11 protein-coding genes and 1 pseudogene are annotated in these 13129 nt (G+C 65.2%); 11 read left to right on the forward strand and 1 reads right to left on the reverse strand.

What is annotated here, in order from left to right:
• Positions 1-82: pseudogene (locus tag JZZ72_RS08870) on the forward strand (TetR/AcrR family transcriptional regulator); the annotation flags it as partial.
• Between the two features lie 84 nt (positions 83-166).
• Here the strand turns inward: JZZ72_RS08870 and JZZ72_RS08875 are convergent.
• Positions 167-607, reverse strand: a complete 441-nt coding sequence (locus JZZ72_RS08875) for a GlcG/HbpS family heme-binding protein (protein WP_054915601.1) — start codon at positions 605-607, stop codon at positions 167-169.
• Between the two features lie 257 nt (positions 608-864).
• On the opposite strand from JZZ72_RS08875, the gene gcl reads away from it, so the two are divergent.
• From gcl to JZZ72_RS08925, 10 genes are all read left to right on the forward strand, one after another.
• Positions 865-2640, forward strand: coding sequence for a glyoxylate carboligase (gene gcl, locus JZZ72_RS08880; protein ID WP_210014299.1), 1776 nt, complete (start codon positions 865-867; stop codon positions 2638-2640).
• A 57-nt stretch (positions 2641-2697) separates the two neighbouring features.
• Positions 2698-3480 (forward strand): hydroxypyruvate isomerase, encoded by a 783-nt coding sequence (hyi, locus tag JZZ72_RS08885; RefSeq protein ID WP_054915603.1) that lies wholly within the window; start codon positions 2698-2700, stop codon positions 3478-3480.
• 119 nt (positions 3481-3599) lie between these two features.
• Positions 3600-4493, forward strand: coding sequence for a 2-hydroxy-3-oxopropionate reductase (locus JZZ72_RS08890; RefSeq protein ID WP_043859894.1), 894 nt, complete (start codon positions 3600-3602; stop codon positions 4491-4493).
• 183 nt (positions 4494-4676) lie between these two features.
• Positions 4677-5957, forward strand: coding sequence for a glycerate kinase type-2 family protein (locus JZZ72_RS08895; RefSeq protein ID WP_210014300.1), 1281 nt, complete (start codon positions 4677-4679; stop codon positions 5955-5957).
• Entirely contained in the window at positions 5947-7362 is a 1416-nt protein-coding gene (gene pyk / locus JZZ72_RS08900) for a pyruvate kinase (RefSeq protein WP_043859892.1), read from the forward strand. The genes JZZ72_RS08895 and pyk overlap by 11 nt, the downstream gene beginning before the upstream one ends.
• 150 nt (positions 7363-7512) lie before the next feature.
• The gene (locus tag JZZ72_RS08905; RefSeq protein WP_210014301.1) at positions 7513-8391 is read left to right on the forward strand and encodes an urea transporter; all 879 of its coding nucleotides are present in this window, start codon (positions 7513-7515) and stop codon (positions 8389-8391) included.
• A gap of 31 nt (positions 8392-8422) precedes the next feature.
• Positions 8423-9247 carry an ion transporter gene (locus JZZ72_RS08910; protein ID WP_043859890.1) on the forward strand — a complete coding sequence of 275 codons (825 nt, stop codon included), beginning with the start codon at positions 8423-8425 and terminating at the stop codon, positions 9245-9247.
• Positions 9248-9339: 92 nt separating this feature from the next.
• Positions 9340-10341, forward strand: a complete 1002-nt coding sequence (locus JZZ72_RS08915; RefSeq protein WP_043859889.1) for a sulfate ABC transporter substrate-binding protein — start codon at positions 9340-9342, stop codon at positions 10339-10341.
• Positions 10342-10579: 238 nt separating this feature from the next.
• Positions 10580-12619: a mechanosensitive ion channel family protein gene (locus tag JZZ72_RS08920; RefSeq protein ID WP_210014302.1), complete on the forward strand. Its 2040-nt coding sequence runs from the start codon at positions 10580-10582 to the stop codon at positions 12617-12619.
• 54 nt (positions 12620-12673) lie between these two features.
• A complete protein-coding gene (locus tag JZZ72_RS08925) occupies positions 12674-13060 on the forward strand; it encodes a DUF2946 domain-containing protein (RefSeq protein WP_043859887.1) in 387 nt (128 codons plus the stop codon).
• The last annotated feature ends 69 nt before the right edge of the window (positions 13061-13129 follow it).

The raw sequence follows: 13129 nt of genomic DNA on the forward strand, positions 1-13129 counted from the left end.
CAAGCTCGAGGACAGCGACTACGAGGCGGCGGCGCAGACCATCATCCGGCTGGTGCTCAAGGGCTGTGCGCCGGACGCCTGATCGCGTTGACTGCTTCGCCGGCAAGGCCGGCTCCTACAAGGCTCGCGCAGACATGTAGGAGCCGGCCTTGCCGGCGAAAGGGCCTTAAGCCGCTACCCCCGCATCCGCCGTCAACCCCGCCTCTTCGATCGCACTGATCGCGCACTGCTCGTCGATATCCGACGTATCACCGCTGATACCGATCGCGCCCAGCACTGCCCCGCTCTGATCCCGAATCAGCACCCCACCCGGCGCCGGCACCACCGGGCTCTGGCCCAACCCGTTGAGCGCGGCGAAGAACGCCGGACGCTGCTGCGCGTCCAGCGCCAGCAGGCGCGAGCCCTTGCCCAGCGCAATCGCGCCCCATGCCTTGCCCATCGCCACCTGCGGACGCAGCAGGCTGGCGCCGTCCTCGCGCTGCAGGGTCAGCAGGTGCCCACCGGCATCGAGCACCACCACGGTCAGCGGCGCTGCCGAAATCCTGCGGCCGGCCGCCAGCGCGCCATTCACCAGGCTCACCGCTACTTTCAAGCTCAGAACGTTCATCCAAAGGTCCTCTTGTTGTTAGAAGCCCACGTGGGCAAGTGAAAAACCAATACAACAAATAGAACACAATGAAGAATATTTTTGTATACAATAATTCACTCCATCCGACCAAAACCCGTCACAACCCCTTTTTTACGGGGTAACGACGAAAGCACCCGGTGGCGGATGAAAATGGATTGACCAGAGTCGCCTGCCGTGAATACACTCTGTCGAAAAGCAATTTGTATACAATTACAAAATCTAAGAGGCACAAAACCATGAGCAAAATGAGAGCAATCGATGCAGCCGTGCTGGTCATGCGCCGTGAAGGCGTCGACACCGCATTCGGCATCCCGGGCGCCGCGATCAACCCGCTGTATTCGGCCCTGAAGAAAGTCGGCGGCATCGATCACGTCCTTGCTCGTCACGTGGAAGGTGCCTCGCACATGGCCGAGGGCTACACCCGTACCAAGGCCGGCAACATCGGCGTGTGCATCGGCACCTCCGGCCCTGCCGGCACCGACATGGTCACCGGCCTGTACAGCGCCTCGGCCGACTCCATCCCGATCCTGTGCATCACCGGCCAGGCGCCCCGCTCGCGCCTGCACAAGGAAGACTTCCAGGCCGTCGACATCACCAGCATCGTCAAGCCGGTCACCAAGTGGGCCACCACCGTGCTCGAACCTGGCCAGGTGCCGTATGCGTTCCAGAAAGCCTTCTATGAAATGCGCACCGGCCGTCCTGGCCCGGTACTGATCGACCTGCCGTTCGACGTGCAGATGGCCGAGATCGAATTCGACATCGACGCCTACCAGCCGCTGCCGGTGAGCAAGCCGTCGGCCAACCGCGTGCAGGTCGAGAAGGCCTTGGCCATGCTCGACTCCGCCGAGCGTCCGCTGCTGGTGGCCGGTGGCGGCATCATCAACGCCGATGCCAGCGACAAGCTGGTGGAATTCGCCGAACTCACCGGTATCCCGGTCATCCCGACCCTGATGGGCTGGGGCACCATCCCTGACGACCACCCGCTGATGGTGGGCATGGTCGGCCTGCAGACCTCGCACCGCTACGGCAACGCGACCATGCTCAAGTCGGACGTGGTGCTGGGCATCGGCAACCGCTGGGCCAACCGCCATACCGGCTCGGTGGATGTGTACACCGAAGGCCGTCGCTTCATTCACGTCGACATCGAACCGACCCAGATTGGCCGCGTGTTCACCCCGGACCTGGGTATCGTGTCCGACGCCGGCGCGGCACTGGACGTGTTCCTGGAAGTGGCCCACGAGTGGAAAGTCGCCGGCAAGCTCAAGGACCGTGGCGAGTGGCTCAAGGACTGCCAGCAGCGCAAGGCCAGCCTGCACCGCAAGACCCACTTCGACAACGTGCCGGTCAAGCCGCAGCGCGTGTACCAGGAAATGAACCAGGTGTTCGGCAAGGACACCTGCTACGTCAGCACCATCGGCCTGTCGCAGATCGCCGGTGCGCAGTTCCTGCACGTGTACAAGCCGCGTCACTGGATCAACTGCGGCCAGGCCGGCCCGCTGGGCTGGACCATTCCTGCGGCACTGGGCGTGGTCAAGGCCGACCCGTCGCGCAAGGTCGTGGCACTGTCGGGCGACTATGACTTCCAGTTCATGATCGAAGAGCTGGCGGTGGGCGCGCAGTTCAACCTGCCGTACATCCATGTAGTGGTGAACAACTCCTACCTGGGGCTGATCCGCCAGGCCCAACGCGGCTTCGAGATGGATTACTGTGTACAGCTGGCGTTCGAGAACCTCAACGCCCCGGAACTGAACGGCTACGGCGTGGACCACGTCGCGGTTGTAGAAGGTCTGGGTTGCAAGGCACTGCGCGTGTTCAAGCCGGAAGAAATCCAGCCGGCCCTGCGCAAGGCCCAGCAGATGGCCGAAGAGTTCAAGGTGCCGGTCGTGGTCGAGGTGATCCTCGAGCGCGTGACCAATATTTCCATGGGTACCGAAATCAACGCGGTCAACGAATTCGAAGACCTGGCGCTGGTCGGCAACGACGCGCCAACCGCGATCTCGCTGCTCGACTGACTGTTGTAGCGGCCCTGCTGCCCCGCGCACAGGGCCCACTTTTGCAAGGAGACAACCATGCCTCGTTTCGCCGCCAACCTGTCCATGCTGTTCACCGAGCAGGACTTTCTCGCCCGTTTCAAGGCTGCTGCCGACGCTGGCTTCAGCGGGGTCGAGTACCTCTTCCCGTACGATTTCAGCTCGGCTGAAATCAAGCAGCACCTGGACAGCAACGGCCTGACCCAGGTGCTGTTCAACCTGCCGGCCGGCGACTGGGCCAAGGGTGATCGCGGCATCGCCTGCGACCCGTCCCGTGTCGAGGAATTCCGTGCCGGCGTGGACCTGGCCATTGCCTACGCCCAGGTACTGGGCAACACCCAGGTCAACTGCCTGGCCGGTATTCGCCCACAAGGCCCGGACTGCGCCACGGTGCGCAAGACCTTCGTCGACAACCTGAAGTTCGCCGCCGACAAGCTGCAGGCAGCAGGCATCAAGCTGGTGATGGAGATGATCAACACCCGCGACATCCCGGGCTTCTACCTGAACACCACCAAGCAGGCGCTGGAGATCCAGGCCGAAGTGGGCAGCACCAACCTGTTCCTGCAGTACGACATCTACCACATGCAGATCATGGAAGGTGACCTGGCCCGCACGATGGAAGGCAACCTGGCCAAGATCAACCACATCCAGCTGGCCGACAACCCGGGCCGCAACGAGCCGGGCACCGGCGAGATCAACTACCGCTTCCTGTTCGAGCACTTGGACCGTATCGGCTACCAGGGCTGGGTAGGCTGCGAATACAAGCCGCTGACCACCACCGAAGCGGGCCTTGGCTGGCTCAAGACCCACAACGCGATCTGAACCCCACATAACCCCTGTAGGAGCCAGCCTTGCTGGCGAAGGGGCCTGACCGAACACCTCATGGCCCCATTCGCCGGCAAGGCCGGCTCCTACATGTACAAAAACAAGAGGTAATTGTAATGGCTAAAATCGGATTCATCGGCACCGGCATCATGGGCCTTCCAATGGCTCAGAACCTGCAGAAGGCAGGTCACAGCCTGTTCCTTTCCTCGCACCACGGCGCCGCGCCGAGCGACCTGATCGCCGCCGGCGGCGTGGCCCTGGCCAACCCCAAGGAAGTGGCCCAGGAAGCCGAATTCATCATCGTCATGGTGCCGGACACCCCGCAGGTCGAAGCCGTGCTGTTCGGTGAAAACGGCGTGGCCCAGGGCGTTGGCCCGAACAAGGTGGTGATCGACATGAGCTCGATCTCCCCTACCGCCACCAAAGCCTTCGCCGAGAAGATCAAGGCCACCGGCGCCACCTACCTCGACGCCCCGGTGTCCGGTGGTGAAGTCGGCGCCAAGGCCGCGACCCTGAGCATCATGGTCGGCGGTTGTCCCAAAGCCTTCGAACGTGCCCAGCCGCTGTTCCAGGCCATGGGCAAGAACATCACCCACGTGGGTGGCAGTGGTGACGGCCAGACCGCCAAGGTCGCCAACCAGATCATCGTGGCCCTGAACATCCAGGCCGTTGCCGAAGCCCTGCTGTTCGCCGCCAAGAACGGCGCCGACCCGGCCAAGGTGCGCGAAGCACTGATGGGCGGCTTTGCCTCCTCGAAAATCCTCGAAGTGCACGGCGAGCGCATGATCAAGGGCACCTTCGACCCGGGCTTTCGCATCAGCCTGCACCAGAAGGACCTGAACCTGGCCCTGCAGGGTGCCAAGGAGCTGAACATCAACCTGCCCAACACCGCCAATGCCCAACAGGTGTTCAGCACCTGCGCGGCCATCGGTGGCGCCAACTGGGACCACTCGGCGCTGGTCAAGGGCCTTGAGCACATGGCCAACTTCTCGATCCGCGGCGACAAGTAAGCGTCAAGCGGCAGGTTTCACGCGGCAAGACCGGCAGACCGCGCATCGGTCCGCTGTCTCTTGCAGCTTGTAGCCTGAAGCTTGCCGCGCTAAAGAGCACCACCCGCCCTTGGGCCCGTCTGCACGGAGGCAGGCCCAGGGGCGTTTTCGATTCTGCAAAACAATAAGATTTGGGAGCCTGCCATGTCGGTCGATCCGCAACACTTTCTGCGCGAGCTGTTCGCCACGGCCATCGATGCCGCGCATCCACGCCAGGTGCTCGAAGCCCACCTGCCCAGCGACCGCAGCGGCCGCGTCATCGTCATCGGCGCCGGCAAGGCCGCCGCCGCCATGGCCGAAGTGGTCGAGCGCAGCTGGCAGGGCGAGGTCTCGGGCCTGGTCGTGACCCGCTACGGTCACGGCGCCAGCTGCAGCAAGATCGAAGTGGTCGAAGCCGCTCACCCGGTACCGGACGCCGCCGGCCTGGCCGTGGCCAAGCGTGTGCTGGCGATGGTCAGCGACCTCAGCGCCGACGACAGGGTGATCTTCCTGCTCTCCGGCGGAGGTTCCGCCCTGCTGGCCCTGCCCGCCGAAGGCCTGACCCTGGCCGACAAGCAGCAGGTCAACAAGGCCCTGCTCAAATCCGGCGCCACCATCGCCGAGATGAACTGCGTGCGCAAGCACCTCTCGGCGATCAAGGGCGGCCGCCTGGCCAAGGCCTGCTGGCCGGCCACGGTGTACACCTACGCGATTTCCGACGTACCCGGCGACCTCGCCACCGTGATCGCCTCCGGCCCCACCGTGGCCGACCCGAGCACCTCGGCCGAAGCGCTGGCGATCCTCAAGCGCTACAACATCCAGGCCCCGGCCGCCGTCACCGCGTGGCTGAACAACCCGGCCTCCGAAACCGTCAAGGCCGATGACCCGGCCCTGGCCCGCAGTCACTTCCAGCTGATCGCCCGCCCCCAGCAGTCGCTGGAGGCCGCTGCGGTAAAGGCGCGCCAGGCCGGCTTCAGCCCGCTGATCCTGGGTGACCTGGAAGGTGAGTCGCGTGAAGTGGCCAAGGTGCATGCCGGCATCGCACGCCAGATCGTGCAGCACGGCCAGCCACTGGCGGCGCCCTGCGTGATCCTGTCGGGCGGCGAAACCACCGTCACCGTGCGCGGCAATGGCCGCGGCGGGCGCAACGCCGAGTTCCTGCTCAGCCTCACCGAAAGCCTGAAGGGGTTGCCCGGCGTGTACGCACTGGCCGGTGACACCGACGGCATCGACGGCTCCGAAGACAACGCCGGGGCCTTCATGACCCCCGACAGCTATGCACGTGCCCAGGCCCTGGGCCTGTCGGCGGCAGACGAGCTGGACAACAACAATGGCTACGGTTATTTCGCCGCGCTCGACGCCTTGATCGTTACCGAGCCCACGCGCACCAACGTCAACGATTTTCGCGCCATCCTGATCCTCGAGACCGCACAACATGACGCCTGACAAGAAAGTCAAAATCCTCGCCACCCTCGGCCCCGCGACCAAAGGCATCGACGACATCCGTCAGCTGGTCGAAGCCGGGGTGAACATCTTTCGCCTGAACTTCAGCCACGGCGAGCACGCCGACCACGCCATGCGTTTCGAATGGATCCGCGAAGTGGAGCGCCAGCTCAACTACCCGCTGGGCATCCTCATGGACCTGCAGGGCCCCAAGCTGCGCGTCGGGCGTTTTGCCGAAGGCAAGGTGCAGCTGCAACGCGGCCAGGCCCTGCGCCTGGACCTGGATGCCACACCGGGCGATGCACAGCGGGTCAACCTGCCCCACCCGGAGATCATCGCCGCGCTGGAGCCGGGCATGGACCTGCTGCTCGATGACGGCAAACTGCGCCTGCGCGTGACCGCCAAGCACGCCGACGCCATCGACACCGAGGTGCTCAACGGCGGCGAACTGTCCGACCGCAAGGGCGTGAACGTGCCCCAGGCGCTGCTCGAGCTCAGCCCGCTGACCGAAAAGGACCGTCGCGACCTGACCTTCGGCCTGGAGCTGGGCGTGGACTGGGTGGCCCTGTCGTTCGTGCAGCGCCCTGAAGACATCATCGAGGCGCGCCAGCTGATCGGCGACCGGGCCTACCTGATGGCCAAGATCGAGAAGCCCTCGGCGGTCACGCAACTGCGCGAGATTGCCCAGTTGAGCGACGCGATCATGGTCGCCCGTGGCGACCTGGGCGTGGAAGTGCCGGCCGAAAGCGTGCCGCAGATCCAGCAGCGCATCATCACCACCTGCCGCCAGCTGGGCCGCCCGGTGGTGGTGGCCACGCAGATGCTCGAGTCGATGCGCTTCAGCCCGGCCCCGACCCGCGCCGAGGTCACCGACGTGGCCAACGCCGTGGCCGAGGGCGCCGATGCGGTGATGCTGTCGGCCGAGACCGCCTCGGGCGACTACCCGCTCGAAGCGGTGCAGATGATGAGCAAGATCATCCGCCAGGTCGAAAGCGGCCCGGACTACCAGGCCCAGCTGGACGTGGGCCGGCCACAGGCCGAGGCCACCGTGTCGGATGCGATCAGCTGCGCGATCCGTCGCATCAGCGGCATCCTGCCGGTGGCGGTGCTGGTGAACTACAGCGAGTCGGGCAACTCGACCCTGCGCGCAGCGCGTGAACGGCCGCGTGCACCGATCCTCAACCTGACCCCCAACCTCAACACCGCACGGCGCCTGAGTGTGGCCTGGGGCGTGCATTCGGTGGTCAACGATCGGTTGCGCCAGGTGGACGAAGTGGTGTCCACGGCACTGGAGATTGCCCAGGCCCAGGGCATGGCCAGCCGTGGCGACATCCTGTTGATCACTGCCGGTGTGCCTTTTGGCAAGCCGGGGTCGACCAATACGCTGCGGATCGAAACCCTGCTCTGACCGCTTCGCCGGCAACGCCGGCTCCTACACACGGCACAGACCCTGTAGGAGCCGGCCTTGCCGGCGAAGAGGCCCGCACTGACACACACCACACCGTGGGACAACAAAGCCCGAAGAGGCGCCCCACTCCACCCACCCTGACCCACTGCCATGTACACCAAGAACTTCGTCAACCCGTGCCCCGACTGGGCCACCGCCTTGCTCAACGGTTTCAGTCAGGTGCTGCTGCAGCGCAACCCGCTGTGCGGCCTGCTGTGCCTGCTGGCCATTCTGATTACCGCCCCCGAACTCATCGGCGGTGCGCTGCTGGGCGCCCTTGCCGGGCTGCTCACCGCGCAGCGCCGCGGCTACAACCGCGCCGACCGCCAGGCCGGCTTGTACAGCTACAACGGCGTGCTGCTGGGCCTGCTGCTCAGCCACGCACTGCCCTGGTCGGCCCTGCTGCCCCCGCTGATCATCGCCGCCGCGGGCCTGAGCAGCATGCTGGTGCACCAGTGGCTCAAGCGCAAAAGCCCTCGCCTGCTGCCCGCCTACACCGCGCCCTTCGTGCTGATCGGCTGGGCGGTACTGGCGCTGGCCGAGCCTTCCAGCGCCGGCTACGGCCCGGTCGCGGCCAACCCGCTGTTCGCCCTGGGCCGCGGCCTGGGCCAGATCTTCCTGCTCGACCAGCCGCTGGCTGGCCTGCTGATTGCCCTGGGCCTGCTGATCGCCAACCGCTACGCCGCCGCCTGGGCGCTACTGGGCGCCGCCCTGGGCGGCAGCGTGGCGCTGCTCGGTGGCGAGGCCGGTGCCGGCTACTACGGCCTGTACGGCTTCAATGCGGCGCTGGCCGCGCTGGCCTTCAGCCAGACCCGCGCACAACCCTGGCGGCCGTTGCTGGCCATCGTTCTGGCCATCGTGCTGCAACCGCTGCTGGGCCTGTTGCCGGTGCCGGGCCTGACCGCGCCGTTCATCCTCGCCTGCTGGCTGCTGCAACTGGGTACCGCTGCCCGACGTCGCCCGCTTGCACAGCTGCGGGCCAGCCCCTAGGCTCTGCTCCATCTTGTAATGGAAAGCGCCCATGAGCACCCCTTCGAGCTGGCGCGAGCGGCTCTACGTCATCGTCTTTCAAGCCGACACCGTGGCCGGCCGGCGCTTCGACAGCATTCTGCTGCTGATCATCCTGGCCAGCCTGATCACCGTCATCCTCGACAGCATCGACGAGGTCCACCAGGGCTACGCCGGGCTGCTGGCCTGGATCGAGTGGGGCTTTACCGCCATCTTCCTGGCCGAATACCTCACCCGCCTGTACTGCTCGCCCAAGCCGCTGCGCTATGCCTTCAGCTTCTACGGGCTGGTGGACCTGCTGGCAATCGTGCCGGGCATCATCGCCATCTACTACAGTGACGCGCAGTACCTGCTGATCATCCGCGTGATCCGCATGCTGCGCATCTTCCGCGTGCTCAAGCTCGGCCCGTACCTCAAGCAGGCCAACTACCTGATGTCGGCGCTGCGCGGCAGCAAGCAGAAGATCATCGTGTTCCTGGTCAGCGTGTCGACCCTGGTCACGGTGTTCGGCACCCTGATGTACGTGGTCGAAGGCCCGGAGCACGGCTTCACCAGCATCCCCAAGGGCATCTACTGGGCCATCGTGACCCTGACCACCGTGGGCTTTGGCGACATCGTGCCCAAGACCCCGCTGGGCCAGGTGATTTCCTCGCTGGTGATGATCACCGGCTATTCGATCATCGCCGTGCCCACCGGCATCTTCACTGCCGAGCTGGCCAACGCCATGCGCGGCGAGCAGCTGCAGCACGCCTGCCCCACCTGCCACAAGGGCAGCCACGAGCAGAGCGCCGCGTTCTGTTCACGCTGCGGCAATGCGCTGTTCAAGAAAATGGAATAACCACAGCACTTTTTAATCTTTAAGCGACTAAGGCCGAGCCGCTATAGTCGCTGGCATAATGCCTTTCTCCCAACTCGAACAAGGAATGCGCAGTGAAAAAACTCTTTGGTGCCTCGCTTCTGGCCGCAGGCCTGGCCCTGGGCAACCTCGCCCAGGCCGCCCCGACCACCCTGCTCAACGTCTCCTACGACGTGATGCGCGACTTCTACAAGGACTACAACGCCGCGTTCCAGAAGCACTGGGAAGCCGAGCACAAAGAGAAAATCAACGTGCAGATGTCCTTCGGCGGTTCGAGCAAGCAGGCGCGCTCGGTGATCGACGGCCTGCCGGCCGACGTCATCACCATGAACATGGCCACCGACATCAATGCCCTGGCCGACAACGGCAAGCTGGTGCCGGACAACTGGGTCACCCGCCTGCCCAACAACAGCGCGCCCTTCACCTCCGCCACCGTGTTCATCGTGCGCAAGGGCAACCCCAAGGCCCTGAAGGACTGGCCCGACCTGCTCAAGGACGGCGTACAGGTGATCGTGCCCAACCCCAAGACCTCGGGCAACGGCCGCTACACCTACCTGTCGGCATGGGGCTATGTGCTCAAGAACGGCGGTGACGAGAACAAGGCCAAGGACTTCGTCGGCAAGCTGTTCAAGCAGGCGCCGGTGCTCGATACCGGTGGCCGTGCCGCGACCACCACCTTCATGACCAACCAGATCGGCGACGTGCTGGTGACCTTCGAGAACGAAGCCGAGATGATCGCGCGCGAATTCGGTCGCGACCAGTTCGAGGTGATCTACCCGAGCGTGTCGGCCGAAGCCGAGCCGCCGGTGAGCGTGGTCGACAAGGTGGTGGACAAGAAGAAAAGCCGTGCCACCGCCGAGGAGTACCTCAAGTACCTGTGGTCGCCTGAAGCCCAGGAAATTGCCGCCAACAACTACCTGCGCCCACGCGACGCGACCGTGCTGGCCAAGTACACCGACCGCTTCCCCAAAGTCGACTTCCTGTCGGTGGAGAAGACCTTCGGTGACTGGCGCACCGTGCAGAAGACCCACTTCAACGACGGCGGGATCTTCGACCAGATCTACACCGGGCAGTAAGGCCGGGTGACGAATCCGGGGCCAGTGACGGGCCCCGGATTTTTTGTGGCCGGCGTTCGGGCCTGTCGCGGGTCAAGCCCGCTGCCACAAGGTGATGTGCCGATTTCAAGGGCGATGTCGCACCTGTGGGAGCGGGCTTGACCCGCGATGAATTCACCTCGGTTTCGAACTTGCCCGGCAAATACCGATCAGTTCCTTGGACTACCCTTTCCGTCATTCACGGCTCAAGGAGTGCCCAGTGACCCGATTGCTCACCCTGCTGCTCGGTTGCCTGCTCAGCACGCAACTGCTCGCCGCCAGCCTCATCCCCGGCACCGACAGCGCCGAAACCGCCGAAAAAGCCCCGGAACCCGTGGTTCAGGGCGGCCTGCTCGGCGCCCTGGCCAACAGCCTCGACAGCGTCACCCAGGAAATCGACGTCGACGGTCACCTGGTCGACGCCTGGCGCCTGCGCGCCAATCGCGCCAGCAAGGAGGCCAACCAGCTGGTCGACCGCCACGCCGAAGACTCCTTCGACCTGCTGGTGGACTTTGCCCTGCTCAGCCTCACCTGGCTGGTGGTGTTCGGCGTGCTCACCAGCTTGGGCCGCGTGCTGTCCCACCACATCAATCGCAGGCGCCCGCTGCGCGAACGTCCGCGGTTGCAGAAACTGCTCGGCTACCTGCTGCCCTACACCCTGCCGGCCCTGGCCAGCCTGCCCGCCACCCTCTACGCCAGCACGCGCCTGCTCGACCCCTCGATCGGCCGCGCGCTGGGCCTGAGCCTGGCCTACGCCACCAGCAGCGGCCTGTTCTCGACGTCGATCATCCTGTGCCTGATCACCGTGTTCGACACCGGCCACAAGCGCACCGCCGTGCGCATCATCCGCAAGATCGCGCCACACCCGTTGTTCATGATCGGCTTTCTCGCCGCCTGGGCCGACGCCCTGACCAGCCCGCAGATCACCCGCCAGATCGGTGGCAACCTCACCAGCAGCATCGCGGTGATCACCGGCCTGCTGGCCACCTTCGCCTTCGCCGCGCTGGTAATCCGCCTGCGCCGCCCGGTGGCCCACCTGATCCGCAACCGCGACCTGCACGACCGCCTGCAGCACCGCGCCCTGCAGGAAACCCTGCGGATCTTCTCGTGGCTGTGGTACCTGCCGATCCTGATGATGATCCTGGTATCGGCGATCAACCTGATCGGCGCCGGCGAAGAAAGCCAGAAGGCCCTGCAAAAGGCCCTGCTGACCACGGTGCTGCTGGTGGGCACGGTGTTCCTGAGCACGGTGCTGCAGCACCTGTTCAAGTCCCGCGAGGTCGACCCCGGCCAGCGCCTTCGCCCCTACAAGGAACTGGTGCGCAACCTCGCCCACGCGCTGCTGCGCATCGGCATGGCCATCGCCTTCATCGAGCTGCTGGGGCGCATCTGGGGTTTTTCGGTGCTCGAATTCGCCGTGCGCAACAGCCTGGGTCGGGCAATCAGCGATTCGCTGAGCAGCATCGGGTTGATCTTGCTGGTCACCTGGCTGCTGTGGGTGGTGATCGACACCGCCATCCAGGAAGCCCTCAAGCCCAGCGCCGGCCGGCGCGCTTCGCGCCAGCCCAGCACACGGGTGCGCACTATCCTGCCGATGCTGCGCAACGCGGTGAAGATCGTGCTGGTGGTGATCTGCACCATCACCACCATGGCCAACCTGGGCATCAACGTGGCGCCGCTGCTGGCCGGTGCCGGGGTGGTCGGCCTGGCCATCGGTTTCGGTTCGCAGCAGCTGGTACAGGACGTGATCACCGGCCTGTTCATCCTGATCGAGGACACCATCGCCATCGGCGACTGGGTGGTGCTCGACTCCGGCCACGCCGGCACCGTCGAGAGCCTGACCATCCGCACCCTGCGCCTGCGTGACGGCAAGGGCTTCGTGCACTCGGTACCGTTCGGCCAGATCAAGGCCGTCACCAACCAGTCGCGCCAGTTCGCCTATGCGTTCTTCTCGGTGCAGTTCAGCTACCAGACCGATGTCGACAGCGCCCTGCACCTGATCCGCGAGGTGGGCCAGTCGATCAGCGAGGACCCGGTGCTGCGCCACAGCCTGCAAGGGCCGCTGCAGGTGTTCGGGGTGGACGCCATGAACCTCAACGGCATCACCCTCACCGCCCAGTTCCGCACCACCTCGGGCGGGCAGTACGCAGTGAACCGGGCGTTCAACGAACGCCTGAAAAAGCGCGTGGACCAGACCGACGACGTGAGCTTCGCGCAGTATTACCCGCAACCGGCCCACGTACGCGACGAAACGGTGTAGACACTGCGGCGTTCAACCTTCCCGGCATGGGAAGGTGGTGCTAAAGTCGCCGCCATGAAATTTACCCGTGCCGACCGCTCGCTGATTGCCTGGACGCTGTACTTCAGCGTCCTGTTCAATCTGTTCGCCTGCGGTATCGGCCACGGCCAGATGATGGGCCTGCAGCTCAACGGCATCGGCGGAGCCTTCTGCTCGGCCATGGGCACCCCGGGCCCGACCCTCAAGACCGATTACAGCGATGCCTCCATCGCCGGCTGGGACAGCCTGCAAACCTGCCCGGTGTGTGCCGCGGCCGTGGTGTGCCTGGCCCTGAGCCTGGTGATCGGCTGGCTGCTGGCGTTCACCCGCACGCGCCGCTACCACCGCGAACTGCGCAGCAAGGCGCCACCTCGCTACTGCTGGCCCTCGGCCAACCCGCGCGCCTCCCCCCTGCTGGCCTGATCCAACCCGGCAGCCTTGCCGCTGCCCGTACCGGCACACGCCTGCGCCACTGCGCGGGGGTGCCGTTGG

It is taken from the genome of Pseudomonas palmensis, from assembly GCF_017848315.1.
Lineage (GTDB): Bacteria > Pseudomonadota > Gammaproteobacteria > Pseudomonadales > Pseudomonadaceae > Aquipseudomonas > Aquipseudomonas palmensis.